The 18,413-nt window shown below is 35.6% G+C and carries 18 protein-coding genes and 1 pseudogene; 8 read left to right on the plus strand and 11 right to left on the minus strand.

Annotated features, from left to right (window positions below):
* Nucleotides 1-11: 11 nt before the first annotated feature.
* Nucleotides 12-1,919: an acetate--CoA ligase gene (gene acs, locus PI23P_RS11930; RefSeq protein ID WP_004571130.1), complete on the minus strand. Its 1,908-nt coding sequence runs from the start codon at nt 1,917-1,919 to the stop codon at nt 12-14.
* A gap of 54 nt (nt 1,920-1,973) precedes the next feature.
* Between acs and PI23P_RS11935 the strand changes: the two genes are divergently transcribed.
* Both PI23P_RS11935 and PI23P_RS12810 read left to right on the plus strand, forming a co-directional pair.
* Nucleotides 1,974-2,753 (plus strand): sulfite exporter TauE/SafE family protein, encoded by a 780-nt coding sequence (locus PI23P_RS11935; protein ID WP_004571131.1) that lies wholly within the window; start codon nt 1,974-1,976, stop codon nt 2,751-2,753.
* Nucleotides 2,754-2,923: 170 nt separating this feature from the next.
* A pseudogene (locus PI23P_RS12810) lies at nt 2,924-3,556 on the plus strand (TerC family protein).
* A 185-nt stretch (nt 3,557-3,741) separates the two neighbouring features.
* Here PI23P_RS12810 and PI23P_RS11950 read toward each other — a convergent pair.
* From PI23P_RS11950 to PI23P_RS11970, 5 genes are all read right to left on the minus strand, one after another.
* The gene (locus tag PI23P_RS11950) at nt 3,742-4,110 is read right to left on the minus strand and encodes a hypothetical protein (protein WP_004571135.1); all 369 of its coding nucleotides are present in this window, start codon (nt 4,108-4,110) and stop codon (nt 3,742-3,744) included.
* Nucleotides 4,103-4,585, minus strand: a complete 483-nt coding sequence (locus PI23P_RS11955) for a hypothetical protein (RefSeq protein ID WP_004571136.1) — start codon at nt 4,583-4,585, stop codon at nt 4,103-4,105. Before PI23P_RS11955 ends, PI23P_RS11950 begins: the two co-directional genes overlap by 8 nt.
* A 69-nt stretch (nt 4,586-4,654) precedes the next feature.
* Nucleotides 4,655-5,842, minus strand: a complete 1,188-nt coding sequence (gene fabV, locus PI23P_RS11960) for an enoyl-ACP reductase FabV (RefSeq protein ID WP_026288483.1) — start codon at nt 5,840-5,842, stop codon at nt 4,655-4,657.
* Nucleotides 5,843-5,855: 13 nt separating this feature from the next.
* Nucleotides 5,856-6,803: a phosphoribosylaminoimidazolesuccinocarboxamide synthase gene (locus tag PI23P_RS11965; protein WP_004571138.1), complete on the minus strand. Its 948-nt coding sequence runs from the start codon at nt 6,801-6,803 to the stop codon at nt 5,856-5,858.
* Between the two features lie 86 nt (nt 6,804-6,889).
* A complete protein-coding gene (locus PI23P_RS11970; RefSeq protein WP_004571139.1) occupies nt 6,890-7,843 on the minus strand; it encodes a PhoH family protein in 954 nt (317 codons plus the stop codon).
* Between the two features lie 128 nt (nt 7,844-7,971).
* Here PI23P_RS11970 and PI23P_RS11975 point away from each other — a divergent pair, with 128 nt between their 5' ends.
* The 4 genes from PI23P_RS11975 to gldG all read left to right on the plus strand — a co-directional run bounded on the left by PI23P_RS11975 (nt 7,972) and on the right by gldG (nt 12,126).
* Nucleotides 7,972-8,832, plus strand: coding sequence for an SAM hydrolase/SAM-dependent halogenase family protein (locus PI23P_RS11975; protein ID WP_004571140.1), 861 nt, complete (start codon nt 7,972-7,974; stop codon nt 8,830-8,832).
* Between the two features lie 3 nt (nt 8,833-8,835).
* Nucleotides 8,836-9,132, plus strand: a complete 297-nt coding sequence (locus tag PI23P_RS11980; protein WP_026288482.1) for a putative quinol monooxygenase — start codon at nt 8,836-8,838, stop codon at nt 9,130-9,132.
* 15 nt (nt 9,133-9,147) lie between these two features.
* Nucleotides 9,148-9,693, plus strand: coding sequence for a GNAT family N-acetyltransferase (locus tag PI23P_RS11985; protein ID WP_004571142.1), 546 nt, complete (start codon nt 9,148-9,150; stop codon nt 9,691-9,693).
* Between the two features lie 72 nt (nt 9,694-9,765).
* Nucleotides 9,766-12,126: a gliding motility-associated ABC transporter substrate-binding protein GldG gene (gldG, locus tag PI23P_RS11990; RefSeq protein ID WP_018942490.1), complete on the plus strand. Its 2,361-nt coding sequence runs from the start codon at nt 9,766-9,768 to the stop codon at nt 12,124-12,126.
* A 140-nt stretch (nt 12,127-12,266) separates the two neighbouring features.
* Here gldG and PI23P_RS11995 read toward each other — a convergent pair whose 3' ends face one another.
* The gene (locus PI23P_RS11995; protein ID WP_004571146.1) at nt 12,267-13,034 is read right to left on the minus strand and encodes a Rossmann-fold NAD(P)-binding domain-containing protein; all 768 of its coding nucleotides are present in this window, start codon (nt 13,032-13,034) and stop codon (nt 12,267-12,269) included.
* Between the two features lie 30 nt (nt 13,035-13,064).
* Nucleotides 13,065-13,739, minus strand: a complete 675-nt coding sequence (locus PI23P_RS12000) for an MIP/aquaporin family protein (RefSeq protein WP_004571147.1) — start codon at nt 13,737-13,739, stop codon at nt 13,065-13,067.
* Nucleotides 13,740-13,914: 175 nt separating this feature from the next.
* Here PI23P_RS12000 and PI23P_RS12005 point away from each other — a divergent pair, with 175 nt between their 5' ends.
* Complete coding sequence (locus tag PI23P_RS12005) at nt 13,915-14,763, plus strand: DUF2911 domain-containing protein (protein WP_004571148.1); 849 nt, start codon at nt 13,915-13,917, stop codon at nt 14,761-14,763.
* Between the two features lie 86 nt (nt 14,764-14,849).
* On the opposite strand, the gene PI23P_RS12010 is transcribed toward PI23P_RS12005, so the two are convergent.
* Entirely contained in the window at nt 14,850-16,025 is a 1,176-nt protein-coding gene (locus tag PI23P_RS12010) for a GlmU family protein (RefSeq protein ID WP_004571149.1), read from the minus strand.
* Between the two features lie 493 nt (nt 16,026-16,518).
* A complete protein-coding gene (locus PI23P_RS12015; protein WP_004571151.1) occupies nt 16,519-16,770 on the minus strand; it encodes a hypothetical protein in 252 nt (83 codons plus the stop codon).
* 412 nt (nt 16,771-17,182) lie between these two features.
* Between PI23P_RS12015 and PI23P_RS12020 the strand changes: the two genes are divergently transcribed.
* Nucleotides 17,183-17,734 (plus strand): acyl-CoA thioesterase, encoded by a 552-nt coding sequence (locus PI23P_RS12020; RefSeq protein WP_004571152.1) that lies wholly within the window; start codon nt 17,183-17,185, stop codon nt 17,732-17,734.
* Nucleotides 17,735-17,837: 103 nt separating this feature from the next.
* Here the strand turns inward: PI23P_RS12020 and PI23P_RS12025 are convergent, their stop codons facing one another.
* Nucleotides 17,838-18,407: a fasciclin domain-containing protein gene (locus tag PI23P_RS12025; protein ID WP_004571153.1), complete on the minus strand. Its 570-nt coding sequence runs from the start codon at nt 18,405-18,407 to the stop codon at nt 17,838-17,840.
* Nucleotides 18,408-18,413: the final 6 nt, after the last annotated feature.

An 18,413-nucleotide genomic window follows, 5' to 3' on the forward strand; every position in this document is an offset into this window, starting at 1 on the left:
CTTAAACACCTCTACAAACGATTGTCAATGATACTCTGCACAACCTCAGGATTTAACAAGGTAGAAACATCGCCTAAATTATCCATTTCATTGCAGGCAATTTTACGCAAAATACGGCGCATAATTTTTCCGGAACGCGTTTTTGGCAATCCCTCTGAAAACTGAATTTTATCCAACTTGGCTATCGGACCAATACGATCTGTAATCAATTGGTTGATCTCCTTTCGCAAATTATCTTGGCTCCTGCTTTCTCCGATATCTTTTAGTGTAATATACCCATACAATGCACTTCCTTTAATATCGTGCGGAAAACCTACGATTGCAGATTCTGCAACCGCGGGATGTTCGTTAATAGCATCTTCTATTGGCGCCGTACCTAAATTGTGCCCAGAAACAATAATTACATCGTCTACCCTACCCGTTATTCGGTAATACCCTACCTCATCTCTCAATGCACCATCTCCTGTAAAGTACATGTTTTTATATGCTGAAAAATAGGTTTCTTTATACCTTTGGTGGTTTCCCCAAATAGTTCTTGCAATACTTGGCCATGGAAATTTAATACACAGTCGTCCCTCTACTTGATTTCCCGATAACTCGTTTCCTTTTTCATCCACAATCGCGGGTTGAATGCCAATAAAAGGCAAGGTTGCATAGGTTGGTTTTGTAGGCGTAACATATGGAATTGGAGTAATCATCATCCCTCCTGTTTCTGTTTGCCACCAGGTATCTATAATCGGACTTTTCTTCTTTCCAATATTGTCGTTATACCAATGCCAAGCTTCTTCATTTATTGGCTCCCCTACGGAGCCTAAAACCTTTAAGGAAGAAAGGTCGTAAGCATCTACAACTTCAGTGCCGTGCTTTGCCAAAGCTCTAATTGCGGTGGGTGCTGTATAAAATTGACTCACCTTGTGCTTTTCTACAATTTCCCAGAAACGTCCAAAATCAGGATAACTTGGAACGCCTTCAAACAGAAGGGTCGTGGCACCATTTGCTAATGGTCCGTAAACAATATAACTGTGCCCTGTAATCCAGCCGATATCAGCCGTGCACCAATACACATCATTTTCTTTGTATTGAAAAGCATTTTTGAAAGTATAGGCAGTGTACACCATGTACCCTGCAGTGGTGTGTACCATTCCTTTTGGCGTCCCTGTTGAACCTGAAGTGTATAAAATAAATAACGGATCTTCTGCGTCCATTATTTCTGCTTCACATACATTCGAGGCAGTGTCTAACAAAGGTTGCAACCACTGATCACGACCTTCTTTCATATAAATTTCTGAATGAATTCTCTTTGCTACCAAAACAGTGGATACGCCAGGACAATGCTCTAAAGCCTCGTCTACAATACCTTTTAAATCGATGATTTTTGCACCCCGATACGAACCATCACTGGTAATCACCATCTTGCAATCTGAATCATTTATTCTTGTGGCCAGCGCCACAGCTGAAAAACCTGCAAACACAACAGAGTGAATGGCTCCAATTCTTGCACATGCCAAAGTTGCAATGGCTAATTCTGGAATCATGGGAACATAAATACAAACCCGGTCTCCTTTTTGAATGCCTTTATCTTTTAAAACATTTGCAAACTGATTGACACGTTTAGAAAGCTCTGTATAGCTAATGTGCTCTGCTGCTTCCTTCGGATCATTAGGCTCAAATAAAATAGCGGTTTTATCTCCTCTTGTTGCCAAATGCCTATCGATGCAGTTTTCTGTAATATTTAATTTTGCACCTGAAAACCATTTTACTTCCGGTATTTTAAAATCCCACTCCAAAACAGAATTCCATTTCTTGCGCCACACAAAGTGCTCTTCCGCAATTTCTTCCCAAAAATTCTCAGGTTCTCTTATAGACTTCCGATATACTTGATAATATTCCTCTAAATGTTTGATGTGGTAATTACTCATAATTAGTTTCGTTGATTCTAATAATTTTTAAAAATAGAAAATTATATTTGCTTTATGGATATTCAAATCATTTTTGAATCAATTTTAAATAATTGGGCTGTAATTTTACTGTTTTTTATTGTGGCAATTTTATATGCAACGATCGGTTTTGGCGGAGGTTCTAGTTACTTGGCAATTTTAGCGTTTACAGGTATTGTCTTTACACAAATAAGAGCAACGGCTTTACTCTGCAATATCGTTGTGGTTTCTAGCAATGTTTTCTTCTTCTCCCAACAGAAACAGATAAATTGGAGAAAAATCTTTCCTTTAGTGCTTTGCAGTGTTCCCTTTGCCTTCCTCGGTGGATATGTGAAAATAAATCAACAATTCTTTTTTATTTTATTAGGAAGCACCCTTCTGTTTGCCGCAAGTTCTATGTGGCTTTTAAAACAAATTATCCTTTCAAAAAACGAACATGCCCCTTCAAGACCATTGAAAAATATTGGCTTAGGCGGTGTTATTGGTTTTATTTCTGGAATGGTAGGTATTGGCGGTGGTATTTTTTTAGCCCCATTATTACACCTCACAAACTGGGACAGTCCAAAAAAGATAGCAGCAACTGCCAGTGTCTTTATTTTAGTAAATTCATTGGCTGGCGTATTCGGTCAATATGCGAATCCTGACTTTTATTTAGATGGAAACCTAACTGCTATTTTATTAGTTACGGTTTTTATTGGCGGACAAATTGGCGGGAGAATTCGCAATACATACTACACGCCTGTTCAACTCAAAAGAGCAACAGCACTACTCATTGCTTTTGTTGCGCTTCGCATTTTATGGAAATATCTTTTTTAGCAAGTATTGAAACTAAAAAAAACTCAACCGCTAACCATTGCGTGTGCTTCTTATCTTTTCTTTAAACGCACCTATTAAAAATTGCACAATTTCAACAATTCAAATATAATTGAGTTCTAAAAATAGCAAAACAATAAAGAGATCTGTTAGAAATTATTTTCACACTGATCATGTTGATTTTACTGCAAGCTGTTCTTAGCTTCGATAACTTACTGTATATTTCTTTAGAATCAAAAAAAGCACCTGAAGAAGCTCAAAAAAAAGTAAGGAAAAACGGAATTTTAATTGCAATTGTATTGCGCATTGTGCTCCTGTTTAAACTTGTGTCTATCATTGATTTTTTCCAAGAGCCCTTTTCTTTTTTAACAGGATACATTAAAAACATTGTATAATTTGCTTTTAATGGACACAGCATCATTGTGTTGTTAGGAAGAGGTTTTATAATTTATACGGCTATCAAGGAAATTTGGCATATGATTAGCGCTGTAGATTTAGAGCACCATCACATCGCAGATTCTGAAAACAAAAAGTCATCAAATGCTGCAATTACCAGCATCGTTTTGATGAATTTAGTCTTTTCTTTTGACTCTATCCTAGCTGCAATTGGACTGATAAATGAAATCGAAAACGCAACGATAGCATTTATTGTAATGGCAATTGCGATTATCATCAGTGGACTATTAATGCTTCTGCTGGCAGATAGAATCTCCGTATTTTTAACAAAAAGTAGAATGTATGAAGTTCTCGGACTGTTTATCTTATTTATTGTTGGCATTATGCTAGTGACCGAAGGTGGTCATTAAGCACATCTCCATCTTTTGGAAACGAAATTGTGCCCATGAGTAACACAACTTTTTATTTTGTATTGGCTATCTTAATTCTTGTAGACATCGTACAAGGAAAATACCAAAAGCAACTTCTAGCCAAAAAAAACAAGGCTACGTAGGAAACTAAAAAAATAGCTGTTGTATAAAAACATCTTTTTTCCTTACACGATCTCCGCCAAACTGTCTTGCATTCTTTGAATTACAATTTGTATAATTCTTTTGTTATATTCTGAAGAAGTTGTACTGTAATGCGCAAATTCATCCGCCGAAAAAGAACCAATAATCATTCCTAAAGTCAGGTTTTTATAATTGATATCTTTTACGAAAATTGCTTTTGTTTTACTGCGCTGTTTCTGGGCTGTAAGACTCAAAAAATCTATTTTTCTTTTAGCGATATAATTTTTAAAAGCGGAAATCAACAAATCGTGTTGCATCTTAATAATCGGCCGCAATGTTTGATTTTGAAACAACTCAACTGCAGACATATTCTCTTTAATTAAATCTTGTAAAATGGGTCTTTCTTTATTCATTTTCTAATAATTCATCGAGTTCTAACTGAAAATCATATTGCAAATCTTCATGTAACTTTTCAATTGCTTTTTTAATCATGCGCACCTGCGTATCAAAAATACTTTGAAGTCGGGTACTTCGACTTATAGAGGGATTAAATTCTTTCAACTGTTTACAAAAATAGAGTAATAACTCTGTTTCTGTTTCCTTTTTTTTTGAATAGCGAATGTGTTTTTTTATCGCTGTTAAAATCTTTCGCGTACTTTTTCTAATGTAAAAAAAACTATTTGTATTGATTTCAGAGAATTGAATAGATACCTCTTCTTTTATCGTCTGAATATATGTTTCTTCATCTTGAGATTCAAACAACAAATAGGTCAGTAACTCCTTATTTTCCTTCTTAAAGCGCGCCAAATGCAAACACAACTCCTTTAAATCTAAAGTCGATTTATGAGATAATTCATCTTTGAGTTGTTTGATCGTGACTGCTTTCAAATTCTGATATCTATACTACAAGTCGGAACTGTTTTTTTTAAAATAGTTCCGACTTGTAGGTTCTTAAAATTATTGTTCACTCGGAATTACAACCACTTCGTTTACATCTGCGTCATAATCTACTCCCAACACTTTAAAACCAAATAAGCTAAAAAACTCGTCGCTGTACCCTTGCAAATCTCCAATCTCTGGAAGATTCTCTGAAGTTGCTTTTTTCCAAAGTTCCGCAATTTCTGCTTGTACATCTGCGCGCATTTCCCAATCATCTACTCTAATTCTTCCTTTTTCGTCCAGCGCTAAATCACCTCCAAACAAACGCTGGCTAAACAAACGTTGCATTTGTTCAATACAGCCCTCGTGAATTCCTTTGGCTTTCATAATCTTATACAATAAAGAAATGTATAAAGGAATGACTGGAATTGCAGAACTAGCTTGTGTCACTAATGCTTTGTTCACAGAAACATAAGCCTTTCCTCCAATCGACTTTAAATCATCTGTAATAGCAAAAGCAGTAGCTTCTAAATGATCTTTAGCAGCACCTATCGTTCCATTTCTGTATACAGGTCTAGTAACGTCTGGACCTATATATGAGTATGCAACTGTGATAGCTCCCTCAGAAAGTAAATTTTCAGCTTGTAAAGCATCCATCCACATTTTCCAATCTTCACCTCCCATTACGGTAACCGTATTTTCAATATCGTCTCCTTCCGCAGGGTTTATAGAAATTTCTGAGACCGCCCCTGTATGGAAATCCACGGTTTTATTTGTAAAAACTTCTCCAATAGGTTTCAATACCGACTTGAATCTTTTTCCAGTGTTTGGATGTGTTCTTACTGGCGATGCCAAACTATAAATGACCAAATCAATCTGGCCAAGATCCTCTTTAATCAATTGCACTACCTGGTCCTTTATTTCATTTGAAAAAGCATCTCCATTCACGCTTTTTGCGTACAAACCTGCAGCATGTGCATGCTTTTCAAAAGCGGCAGTGTTGTAATATCCAGGAGAACCTGGTCTTCCTACTGTTGGTTGCTTGTCAAAGAAAACACCAATTGTTGCTGCTTCCGACCCAAAGGCACTTGTAATTCTTGATGCCAATCCAAAACCGGTAGAAGCGCCTAATACAAGTACTTTTTTAGCGCCGTCAATTTTTCCTTTGGATGTAATATGTGCTATTTGATTGATCACGTTTTGCTCACACCCCGTTGGATGCGAAGTTAGACAGATAAATCCTCTCGTTCTTGGTTCTATAATCATAATACTTATTTTTTTAGTTTGATAGAAAAGAGTTGATATTCTTTTCAATTCTATCCAACACATTTTCTGTTGCTGCCTTTACAAAAGGTTCTCCAACAATTTGTTCGTATAACTCTATATATCTGTTAGAAATTTCGATGATTTTAGCATCAGACATTTCGGGTATTTTTTGTCCCTCTAGCCCTTGAAATCCGTTTTCTATCAACCACTGTCTTACAAATTCCTTTGACAATTGTTTTTGAGATCCACCTGTATTTTGTCTTTCTTGGTACCCTTCCGCATAAAAATAACGAGAAGAATCTGGTGTGTGTATCTCATCTATCAACACAATTTCACCTTCGTTTGTCTTCCCAAATTCGTATTTCGTATCTACTAAAATAAGCCCCCTTTTTGCGGCAATTTCAGTGCCTTTTGTAAATAAGGCGCGGGTGTAGTTCTCCAAAATAAGATAATCAGCTTCAATAACAATTCCTTGTGCTAAAATCGCTTCCCTTGAAATATCCTCGTCATGATCGCCATTATCTGCTTTTGTAGAAGGCGTAATTATTGGGAACGGAAATTGATCATTTTCTTTCAATCCCTCTGGCATTGGAACGCCACAAAGCATTCTTTTTCCTGCGGCATATTCTCTGGCCGCATGACCAGACATATAACCACGAATTACCATCTCTACTTTAAAAGGAGTGCACAATTGGCCCACTGCAACATTTTCATCTGGATTTGCCAACAACCAGTTTGGAACGATCGCTGCTGTATCATTCATCATTCTTGTTGCAATCTGATTTAATATTTGACCTTTAAACGGAATTTGTTTCGGTAAAATAACATCAAAAGCAGAAAGACGATCGGTTGCAACCATCACTAAAAGTGAATCATTAATATTGTACACCTCTCTGACCTTGCCTCTGTAAACTGACTTTTGATTGGGAAACTTAAAATTAGTTTCATTAATTGTATTCATGAATACCGTGTTGTTAGTTGTTGGTTCTTTGTTGTCGAAGGCAAAAATAGTCTAAAGACTATAAACCAACAACTAAAAACAACTTACTATTCTGTTTCTATGCTTTTGTAAGCGCTCAAGATGCGCTTTACCAACTTATGGCGTACCACATCTTTATCATCGAGATATACCTGTGCTATTCCTTCTACATCTTTTAAAACCAATAAAGACTCTTTTAAGCCCGAAACCTGCTTTCTTGGCAGGTCAATCTGGCCTGGATCTCCGGTAATAATGAATTTTGCACTTTTACCCATTCGTGTTAGAAACATCTTCATCTGGTTGTGCGTCGTATTCTGCGCTTCATCTAAAATAACAAAAGCATTGTCTAAAGTTCTGCCGCGCATAAAAGCCAAAGGAGCAATTTGTATGATGCCTTTCTCTATATGCGACTCTAACCTTTCATGCGGAATCATGTCTCTTAATGCATCGTACAGAGGCTGCATATAGGGATCTAATTTTTCCTTCAAATCTCCTGGTAAAAACCCTAAGTTTTCACCAGATTCCACAGCAGGTCTTGTCAATATAATTTTCCGAACTTCTTTCTCTTTCAGCGCTTTTACTGCCAATGCAACCGCAGTATATGTCTTGCCCGTTCCAGCTGGCCCCACTGCAAACAGCATGTCATTTTTACCCATCAACGTTACCATTTTACGTTGATTTGATGTTAGCGGCTTTATCAACTTCCCGTTGACACCGTGCACCAAAACATCTTTTATGTTTTTAGAGGCTGATGACTTTTCTTCATTCCCCGTGGAGGTCAAAATCTGTTCGATACTATTTTCATCTAGCTTGTTGTAGCGATTGTAGTATTTTATGAGGCGCTCAACGCGAATTTCAAATTCATCTAAGAGATCTGCTGCTCCATAAATCTTTAACTGAGACCCTCGTGCAACAATTTTAATTTTAGGAAAGTATTTTTTAAGCTGTTCAATGGTACTATTTTGCGCTCCAAAAAAGTCTGTTGGATTGATTTCTTCTAATGCTATAACGCGTTCGTTCAAATGTTTGTTTTTTATAGATTAATACCAAGTTTATTTCAAATAAAAATAACGAATTAAATTTCTAAATTGATTAGATTTGCGTTAAATGTTTGTAAAAGTTTACACCCTTAATCCACAGTAATGAATCCATGGCACTAATCACTTTAACCACAGATTTCGGAACAAAAGATCACTTTGTTGGTGCTGTAAAAGGAGCCATCTACACAGAACTTGCCGATGCTAAAATTGTAGACATAACCCATGAAATATCTCCGTTCAATATTACTGAAACTGCCTATGTTCTAAAAAACTCCTACAAGAGCTTTCCAAAGGGAACCATACATATTGTTGGAGTAGATTCTGAATTAAGCGAAGAACACAGACACATTGCTTTAGAACTAGATGGTCATTTTTTTGTATGCCCAGACAATGGTATTGTATCGATGATTACCTCAGAAATAAAACCGAGCAAAATAGTAGAAATTAATATTCACGACAGAGTCGAAAGTAGCTTTCCAGTTTTAGATGTTTTTGTGCAAGTGGCTTGTTTTATCGCCAGAGGGGGAAACTTAACGGTAATTGGCAAAGAAATTAAGGATTTTAAAAAAATTACAGAAATTCAACCCAAGACAAATCAAAAACAAAATCAAATCATAGGAGGCATTGTTTCCATCGATAATTATGGAAATGTAATTACCAATATTAGCAAAAAAATGTTCGTAGAAATTGGAAAAGGAAGAAACTTTAAAATGAGTGCAAAGAAGCATTCTTTTTCTAAAATATTCACAAAATATAACGAGGTAGTCAGCAACAAGACCTATAGCAATCAACAATATGAAGGACATAAGCTGGCCCTTTTCAACTCCGCTTCTTACATCGAAATTGCAATATACAGAAGTAATTTAAAAACAGTCGGCGGCGCTTGCTCCTTGCTAGGATTAGAATACAGAGATACCGTCACCATTGACTTTACGAATGCACCAGATCCAGAATTCACCATCTTAAACTAACATATGTTTGTACGAATTGTAAAGATGCAATTTCATCAAGAATATATCACAACCTTTTCAGCAATCTTTGAAGAAAAAAAGAAAGCGATCAGCGCCTCTAAAGGCTGTCAATTGTTAGAGCTCTATCAAGACAAAAATAATCCCGAAATTTTTTTTACCTATTCTTACTGGAATACAACCGATGACTTAGAACAATACCGAAAATCTGAATTATTTACAGGGGTATGGACAAAAATCAAGGTAATGTTTAATGCCAAACCAGAAGCTTGGAGTGTTGACAAAAAAGTATGTTTACCGTAAATTTAAAAACAATACATGAACTTAGATTTTAGTCCTTTTCCTGAGTTGACATCAGAAAGATTAGTCCTACGAGCATTAAAAATCTCCGACGCAAAAGCAATTTTTGGACTTAGAACCAACAAAGAAGTGAATACTTTTATTACCCGAAAACTCCTAAATAACCTTTCTGAGGCAAGAGCTTTTGTCGATTTCACAACAAACTTATCGCAAAAAGCTGTCGGTATCTTTTGGGGTCTTGCTACTAAAGAAAACAATGAAATCATAGGAAGTATTGGTTTACAAAATTTTAATATTGAAGAAAAGTATGCGGAAATTGGGTATGATCTGCATCCCAACTTCCAAGAAAGAGGCTTTATGAGTGAGGCTTTTCAAAAAGTCTTAGAATTCACTTCTCAAAAAATGAATTTAAAAACGATCGAAGCTTTTACCGATAAAAATAATAGTGCCTCTATTGCGTTGTTACAGAAACACGCTTTTAAACTCCAGATAGAAAGAAGCGATGTTGGCTTTGAAAATAATAGGATTTATCGCCTTGAAAACCCTGCCTTACATAACAATTAAAAAGTGCTGGATATTACTCGATAGAAAATAAAGAAACCTTCAAGAAAAAAGTACACCGTTAAAATAATAGAAATGTTTGCCATTTTAAAAAAAGAATTCAACTCGTTTTTTGCAAGTGCTATTGCGTATTTAGTAATTGGTGTATTCTTGTTACTGAACGGTTTATTTTTATGGATTTTTAAAAACGATTTTAACATATTAAATGCCGGCTTTGCAGATTTAAACGCTTTTTTCTCTTTAGCACCTTGGATCTTTTTATTTCTCATTCCTGCAATCACCATGAAAAGTTTTGCAGAGGAGTATAGCACAGGAACCATCGAACTTTTAAAGACAAAACCAATATCCCACTGGCACATTGTTTTGGAGAAATTTGCAGCTGTACTTCTTTTAGTCTTAACAGCGATCATTCCAACACTTACCTACGCATTTACCGTATCACAATTGGGCAATCCAATTGGAAATCTTGACTTCGCAAGCACCCTAGGTTCTTATATCGGTTTGTTTTTTTTAGTTAGCACCTATACTGCAATTGGTATCTTTACTTCCATACTCTCTAAAAACCAAATTGTAGCGTTTATTCTTGCTGTCTTGAGCACTTTTGTCTTGTATTATGGTTTCGATAGCGCTGCAAACTCCTTGGACCAAAATACAGTACTGCAACAAATTGGTATTCATGCACATTATAAAAGTATTTCTCTTGGCGTTTTAGACACGCGAGACCTACTCTATTTTGTAAGTATCACCACTTTCTTTTTATTCTTAACTAAAAGGCATTTAGAAACGAATAAAAACACAAAAACAATAGCGCTTTTAATTGTCAGTTTACTAATCTTAAACATTCTCAGTCACTCCCATTACAAACGATTTGACTTTACTTCCGACCAAAGATATACCCTTTCTGAAACGACAAAAACTCTTGTTTCTCAAGTGGATGAAACCCTTTTTATTCAGGTATATTTAGAAGGTGATTTTCCGTCAGAATTTAAAAGGTTGCAAGCAGAAACAAAACAATATCTGGAAGAATTAGCCTCTTTAAATCAAAAAATTAAAATTAATTTTAAAAACCCAGATAACCAACGAGCGGCCTTAATAAAAAAAGGAATGCTCCCGAGTCAATTAACCATAGAAGAAGATGGTAAAATGTCTGAAGCGATCATCTTCCCATGGGCAGAGATAAGCTTTGGAAAAAAAACAACCCTAGTTTCACTATTGCCCTCCTCTATTGTGGCATCCCAAGACGAACAACTGCAAAAAGCTATTGATAATTTAGAATATGAATTTTCAAGTGCCATACAAACAGTAACACAGAAAAAGCGTAAAAATATAGCCATTCTCTCAGGAAACGGAGAATTGACGGACCGATACCAATACAGCTTTTTAAGTGCCGTTGCAAAAAAACACAACTTGGCAAAATTCTCTTTAGATGCCCACTCCATAACGGCGCCTCAAACTTTAAAAAACTTGTCAAATTTTGACCTGGCCATCATCGCAAAACCAACTGAAAAATTCACAGAAAAAGAGAAATTTATTATCGATCAATTCATTGTAAACGGCGGGAAAACATTGTGGATGCTTGACAACGTGCAAGCAGATCAAGATAATTTGGAAAATACTGGTAATATGTTGGCATACCCGATAGATCTTGGGCTTACTGACTTGCTATTTTCGTACGGAATTCGAATAAACAATAGCATTATTAAGGATTTATATGCTGCAAAAATCCCAGTGGCAACAGGCAACATTGGCAAACAGGCACAATTTAAAAATTTAGATTGGTACTACCATCCACTAGCGCAAGGCAACCCCGACAGTCCCATCACAAAAAATATTTTGCCCGTGCGTTTACAATTTGCGAATCAAATAGATACTTTAAAAAATAACATTATTAAAACTCCGTTATTGGTAAGTTCCCCTTTAACACAGAAAGTTGGGACTCCAAAAATAATTGCAATACAAGCAATTGCCGAAGAAGTTGTTGAAAGCGATTATAACAGCGGAAATCAATTATTTGGGGTGCTTTTATCCGGAAACTTTAATTCTGCTTATAGCAACAGAATAAAACCCTTTGGAACTTCCCTTTTTAAAATTCAATCTAAATTTAATAAAATGATTGTTATTTCAGACGGTGATGTTGGGAGGAATCAAATACTAAAAGAGCAACCTTACAGTTTGTCCCGTGACAAATGGACAAATCAACAATTTGGAAATAAAGACTTCTTATTAAATGCTGTAGACTACTTATTAGACGATATCGGTTTGTTAAATCTTAGAAATAGGTCTTTACAAATACGCATGTTGGATAAACAAATAGCCTATAAAGAACGCTTTTTTTGGCAATTTTTAAATGTGTTCTTACCGCTGGCCATATTAGGTGCTTTTGGTCTTTGTTTCAGATACATACGAAAACGAAAATATGGCTTTATAAAGCCTTAAAAAACACTATTGTCGATAAAAGCGCAGTACTTTCTTTTCTGAAACGAAGACTGGAGTTCCTCAAAATAAAAATCCTATCTTTTAGGAAATATGTATTTCCATGCACTTTTAAAAGCGCCCCCTTATTCAAGAGCAGTATCTCACTCTTTTAGGGTCAATAAGCTATCATGGATAAAAGTATAATTGAGTAGCAATTGTACTTTCTCAGCAGAAACTATTTTCCACTGGAACTCTTGATTTTCTTCAAATTCTGGAGCTTTAAAACCTCTACTTAACTTTGCATTTGTATAAAATGCCCTTCTTGTAGGATGGTGATTAGCACAAGCATTGAATACCGTACCCCAACAATTTTGAACAATAATCAAATGAATTATTTCAATGCAATCTTCCCGATGAATCATGTTTACAAATCCTTCTGGCTGTGAAATTTTTCGGCCGTCTTTGAACCAATTTGCAGGATGTCGATCACCTCCGAATAGCCCAGCAAAACGAAGAATTGTTGTTTCAAAAAAAGTATTTTCTCTAAATAGGTTCTCAATGGTTGTGAGTGGGTTTATTAAGACCGCATCTTCCTCCGTCATGACTCGATTCAAACTCCCATAAACAGACGTAGAGCTAATAAAAATAACTTTCTGAACGGCTGAATTCTGAATTTGAGAAATCAAATTTTTAAATGCGTCGATATCTTTAGACGTAATTGCAATAATTAAAATATCTGTTTCTAAAAAAGTGTCAAACCCCTTGAATTCAGAAATATTCAACAAATGCATTTCAATTCCCAAAAGCTCTAAATCACTAATTTTTTTTTCTGAAGTAGTAGAACCTTTGACTTGAAAACCAGCCTCTAAAAACGACATTGCCAAAGGAACTCCCAACCAGCCGCAACCTAAAATACTAACATTTCTCATTTCTTAAAATAAATTACACTTAAACCTGCACTAGCAAGCTACTTCATCACAACAATTGTCGTGTTTTATTAGTTTACAAGAGACTACTGCAAGTATTGCCCCTAATATTGGAGCCACAATATACAACCAAAGTCCTGCTGTATTTCCAGAAAGAACATTTGGCGCAATTGAACGCACTGGATTCATAGAAGCATTGGTAATTGGCCCTGCAAACATGGCTTCTAAAAGCACCACTGCTCCAACGGCAATTCCTGCAATAATTCCTATTTCTTTACTTCCAGTAGATACATTGATAATTACAACCATCAAGAAAAAAGTAAGCAGCAACTCTAAGACAAAAGCCCTACCAACATCAACAGTAGGAATGGTGGCTCCAAGTGTCTCACTCCCTGGAAATAAGTACCACAAGACCATACTCGCAGCAAAAGCACCTAAAAGCTGCGCAATAATATAACTCGGTACTTCCTTCCAAGAGAACTTTTTGGCAAAAGCAAAAGCGATTGTTACCGCTGGATTAAAATGAGCTCCTGAAGTTTCTCCAAAAGCATAAATCATCGCCATTACAATCAAACCCCAAGTAATTGCAATTCCTACATGTGTAACTTCGCCACCAGTTACTTCATTTACCGTCATAGCGCCAGTACCACAAAAAATCATGGAAAACGTACCTATAAATTCCGAAATATATTTTTTCATTTTCAACATTATTTTAAATATTTTTTAAGCCTAGATGTCAGATTCGAATGTCTTTAGACTGCAATAATAAAGCCTTCTAACCACAAGAAATACAAAGATACTGCGCTTTACTTTAAGATATCGTTAACATTTATCGTTTTATGAAAGCTTAATTTTGAGAATATTAATTAAAAAACAACATCTTATGAAAAAAATAATAGCATGCTTATTTGCAATTGGCATCAGTTCAATTTCAAGCGCACAAATTGAAACTCCAGCACCAAGTCCTGGACAAAAAATAGAACAAAAAGTTGGTTTGACAGACATTACATTAGAATATTCAAGACCCAGCATGAAAGGCAGAACCATCTTTGGCAATTTGGCAGCATATGGAAAAGTATGGAGAACAGGCGCAAATGAAAATACCAAATTAACGTTTTCTACGGACTTCATCATCGATGGAAATTCTTTAGAAAAAGGGACCTATGCTTTGTATACTATTCCTGGCAAGGAAACCTGGGATATTATTTTATATAAAGATGCTGGTAATTGGGGAAACCCAGAAAACTGGGATAGAACAAAAGTAGCTGCTCAAGTAAATGTTCCTACTCAGAACCTCACTATGAATATTGAGACACTCACCATTGGTTTTGATAATTTAACAAACAGTTCTGCAATTTTAGGGATTATGTGGGAAAATACGTATGTGGGGCTCAAACTCGAAACACCCACAGATATGATGGTTTCAAAAAGTATTACCCAAGTAATGAACGGACCTTCTGCTAACGATATGTTTGGTGCAGCTGTGTACTACCTACAAACAGATAAAGACATGAATATGGCACAGGTATGGATTGACAAAGCTGTTGAAATGACCGCTGACGCCCCTAAATTTTGGTATTTAAGACAACAATCTCTAATTCATGCAAAAGCAGGAAAAACTAAAACTGCAATTTCTGCTGCGAAGGCATCTATAAAATATGCTAAAATTGCAAATAATGAAGATTATGTCAAAATGAATACTGCCTCTTTAAAAGAATGGGGGGCATTATAAACACGACTACTTATAAACTTAAAAACCCTCAAGCAGAAGCTTGAGGGTTTTTAATATAAATTCGATGTACTTCTAAATTTAGAAGATTAATAAGTCCGGTATTGCTTTGTTTCTTCGAAAACAGCATCCAATATTTTTTGATCTATTTCTTCAAAAGTCAGGCTTTTTCGCTGCATTACAGCAATCACTACCTCGTATACTTTGACCATCTGAAAGGTTACAAAACCAGCAGCACCGCCCCAACTATAAGAAGGAACAAAATTTCTAGGGAAGCCACTCCCAAAAATATTAGCACTTACTCCTATTACAGTTCCTGTATTGAACATCGTATTAATAGCGCACTTAGAGTGGTCTCCCATCATTAAACCACAAAACTGTAATCCTGTTTTTGCAAAGCGTCCAGTTTCGTAATCCCATAACTTTACCTCAGCATAGTTGTTTTTTAAATTCGAAGTACTTGTCCCAGCGCCAATATTGCACCATTCGCCAATCACCGAATTACCTAGATATCCATCATGTCCTTTGCTGGAATATCCAAAAATAACAGCATTGCTTACCTCACCTCCAATTTTACAATACGGTCCAAGTGTTGTGTCTTTGTAAATTTTTGCACCCATTTTCAGGACAGAATTTTCCCCCATTGCAAAAGGGCCGCGAATGCTCGCCCCTTCCATAATTTGTGCATTTTTACCAATATAAATTGGTCCTTCAGAAGCGTTTAAGGTTGCGAACAATATTTCTGCGCCAACTTCTATAAAAATATTTTCTTTATTCAAAACTTGCACTCCCGCTGGTATCGGTTCTGAAGTTCTATCTTCAGTAACCAACTCATAATCTTGCTGAATTGCTTTTCCATTATTTGAAAAAATATCCCACGTATTTTTTATTTGAATCAACTCTTCTTCAAACTCAAATTGCGTGTAGCTGTCAAAATTCACTTCTTCTTGTTGGTCTGTAGTATAAAAAGCAATGACATCCTCTCCTTTAAAAATGGCTTCATTCTTAGCGAGCTTTTTCACCATATCAACCAAAGCTGCTGTGGGACAAAAAGAAGCATTGATAAGAATGTTTTCTTCCATTTCTACCATTGGATACTTTTCCTCTAAATGTGCTGCAGTAATTGTTGTTGTTGTCAAACCTAAATATTTTTCCCATTTTTCTCTAATAGTTAGAATACCGATTCTAATATCTCCAACAGGTCTAGTATGGGTAAAGGGTAATAGTGCTGTTCTTACATCACTATCGAATAACACATAATTCATTTTGTTTTTTTTTAAAGCTTACAAATTTACTCTAAAATGCGAATAAAAAAAACCGATTGCAAAAAAATACAATCAGCTTTTGATATTCTAAAACGTATCTGTGTGGCCTTCTGACCTATTTTAAAAATATAGTTTTCATCTCTTTCCTCTCTTTAAAGCGAAACAATAGTTGTTTGTCTGTTTAAAGTAGAATTTAATAGAACGCCTTGTAATAGCATTTTCACCGTTCAAAAGAGGTAATTCTAGCCACATTAATTCTATTGTTTAGTTCTGAGGCGATTAAAGAAGTATCTTCTTTAGACATTCGCTTTGCTCACAATTGTTTACCTAAAAAATTGTAAACTTAAATATTATGTTTTTCCACATCTCGAATTTCAAAGGCGATCGAAAGTATCGTTTCAGATGAATTTGGATATGTCAATCGTTCCCAATATCTCGAAAGAGTAAATACTTAGGGATCCCTCAACTACTAAGGTAATCGTTCCGTACATGTTTATATAATGGAAATGCGAACATAATGGCCTGAACCGATTACAAAAATTGTGTAATAAAATAGATCTGATATAGTATTTGAAGCCAATCCACTGTTAAATTCTTCGCTAGCAACATTTTTACGTGCCAAATTGTGAACACTACTACAAGTCCAATTTACAATATCTACAATCCTTAGTGCTCTGCTTGCATTTAGTGCACGAATTGCAGTTGCAATTGGATTTAAATTATAATTCCAATCGATTTTTACCATATTTTTCTGCGTATTTGTACTAAAAGAAAATATAAATAATTAAATAAAAAGTAGTTTTTAAACTATAATTTTATACGAGAACTATATAGACTTAAAGAGAAAAAGAACATCACTTGTAAGGGATAAAAACATCATGTCTAACCTACAAACTTTTAAAAAGCAATGTATTGACTATTTTATCAAAAAAAAAGAACTCGATTAAAGAAACAATTTCCGAATTTTACCTCGTCTAAAAATTTCCTGAGAAGGAAATGGAATTTTATCTTTTATGAAAAATAGATTCGTATTTTTGAGTAACAAAGAATGCGATGCATAAAAGGCACTCAGTTCTTAACAATCCTAAAATGAGTCTGCCAACTTCTTGTACAAAAAAGAAGTGCTCTAACGTCAGTATCACTGCAAAAACACATAAATGATTAAAAAATTCAAAAGTATCGAAGCATCACAATTAACAATTACAGAGTTGATGCTGCCCTCTCATTCTAATTTTAGAGGAAAAATACATGGTGGTCATATTTTAAATCTAATGGATCAAATTGCTTTTGCCTGCGCATCTAAACACTCTAGCAATTATTGTGTCACGGCTTCCGTTAACAAGGTAGACTTTTTAAATCCCATTGATGTAGGAGAATTATTAACCTTAAAGGCTTCAATAAACTATACGGGTCGTACCTCTATGGTTGTTGGATTGCGTGTAGAATCTGAAAATATTAGAACCGGAGAAACCAAACACTGCAATTCTTCTTATTTCACCATGGTGGCAAAAGATGATCATGGAAAAAGCACTCCGATACCTGGAATAATTTTAACGAACAAAGATGAGATTAGGCGCTATGCAAGATCAATTACACGACAAAAAGAAGGGAGCCACAGAACTTCTCGTTTTAGCAGCGAAGCATTCAAAACCGAAGACTACTTGCCACTTTTGGCTAAGAGTAACGCTAAAATTGAATTTCCTAAGTAAATAACTCGATTGCTGCTTCTTACATTTACTATTGATTGTGCTGTAAACAAAAAAAAGTCTTCAATTTCTTGAAGACTTTTTTAAAATTTTAAAATACGATACCTTATTTAGGCATTACAACACTATCAATTGCATGTATCACACCATTTGAAGCTGCTACATCTGCAATCACTACAGTTGCAACGTTTCCATTTTCATCCGTTAAAATAACATTTGCACCATCTAAAGAAGCTACTAGTGTTCCTCCTTGAACTGTTGTTACCTTAAAAGCTCCTTCATTTGCCTTAATCGCTGCGATAACAGCTGCTGCATCAAACTTTCCTGCAACCACGTGATGTGTTAGTATCCCTGTTAAAGTTCCTTTGTTTGCAGGCTCTAGTAGACTAGCTACTGTTCCTTCAGGTAATTTTGCGAAAGCAGCATTCGTAGGAGCAAATACCGTGAAAGGCCCTTCACTACTTAAGGTTTCAACTAAATCTGCCGCTTTCACTGCCGCTACTAAAGTCGAAAAATTCTCGTTTCCTGCCGCTACTCCAACAATATTAGGTCCTTGTACTACTGTAACTACTGCTACTGTTTCATCTTTTGCCTCTTCAGTTTTTGTAGATTTACATGATGTCATTGCAAAAAATCCGATGGCTACAGCCGCTAAATATAAATTCTTAGTCTTCATAATATA

This window comes from Polaribacter irgensii 23-P (genome assembly GCF_000153225.1).
Lineage (GTDB): Bacteria > Bacteroidota > Bacteroidia > Flavobacteriales > Flavobacteriaceae > Polaribacter > Polaribacter irgensii.

Excerpts from the sequence above, each read along its gene's own strand:
- PI23P_RS12010 (WP_004571149.1), bottom strand. The coding sequence starts at position 16,025 with ATGAATTATGTGTTATTCGATAGTGATGTAAGAACAGCACTATTACCC.
- PI23P_RS11935 (WP_004571131.1), top strand. The coding sequence starts at position 1,974 with ATGGATATTCAAATCATTTTTGAATCAATTTTAAATAATTGGGCTGTA.
- PI23P_RS11980 (WP_026288482.1), top strand. The coding sequence starts at position 8,836 with ATGTTTGTACGAATTGTAAAGATGCAATTTCATCAAGAATATATCACA.
- PI23P_RS12020 (WP_004571152.1), top strand. The coding sequence starts at position 17,183 with ATGATTAAAAAATTCAAAAGTATCGAAGCATCACAATTAACAATTACA.
- acs (WP_004571130.1), bottom strand. The coding sequence starts at position 1,919 with ATGAGTAATTACCACATCAAACATTTAGAGGAATATTATCAAGTATAT.
- PI23P_RS12000 (WP_004571147.1), bottom strand. The coding sequence starts at position 13,739 with ATGTTGAAAATGAAAAAATATATTTCGGAATTTATAGGTACGTTTTCC.
- PI23P_RS11995 (WP_004571146.1), bottom strand. The coding sequence starts at position 13,034 with ATGAGAAATGTTAGTATTTTAGGTTGCGGCTGGTTGGGAGTTCCTTTG.
- gldG (WP_018942490.1), top strand. The coding sequence starts at position 9,766 with ATGTTTGCCATTTTAAAAAAAGAATTCAACTCGTTTTTTGCAAGTGCT.
- PI23P_RS11985 (WP_004571142.1), top strand. The coding sequence starts at position 9,148 with ATGAACTTAGATTTTAGTCCTTTTCCTGAGTTGACATCAGAAAGATTA.
- fabV (WP_026288483.1), bottom strand. The coding sequence starts at position 5,842 with ATGATTATAGAACCAAGAACGAGAGGATTTATCTGTCTAACTTCGCAT.
- PI23P_RS12005 (WP_004571148.1), top strand. The coding sequence starts at position 13,915 with ATGAAAAAAATAATAGCATGCTTATTTGCAATTGGCATCAGTTCAATT.
- PI23P_RS11965 (WP_004571138.1), bottom strand. The coding sequence starts at position 6,803 with ATGAATACAATTAATGAAACTAATTTTAAGTTTCCCAATCAAAAGTCA.
- PI23P_RS12015 (WP_004571151.1), bottom strand. The coding sequence starts at position 16,770 with ATGGTAAAAATCGATTGGAATTATAATTTAAATCCAATTGCAACTGCA.
- PI23P_RS11975 (WP_004571140.1), top strand. The coding sequence starts at position 7,972 with ATGGCACTAATCACTTTAACCACAGATTTCGGAACAAAAGATCACTTT.
- PI23P_RS11950 (WP_004571135.1), bottom strand. The coding sequence starts at position 4,110 with ATGAATAAAGAAAGACCCATTTTACAAGATTTAATTAAAGAGAATATG.
- PI23P_RS12025 (WP_004571153.1), bottom strand. The coding sequence starts at position 18,407 with ATGAAGACTAAGAATTTATATTTAGCGGCTGTAGCCATCGGATTTTTT.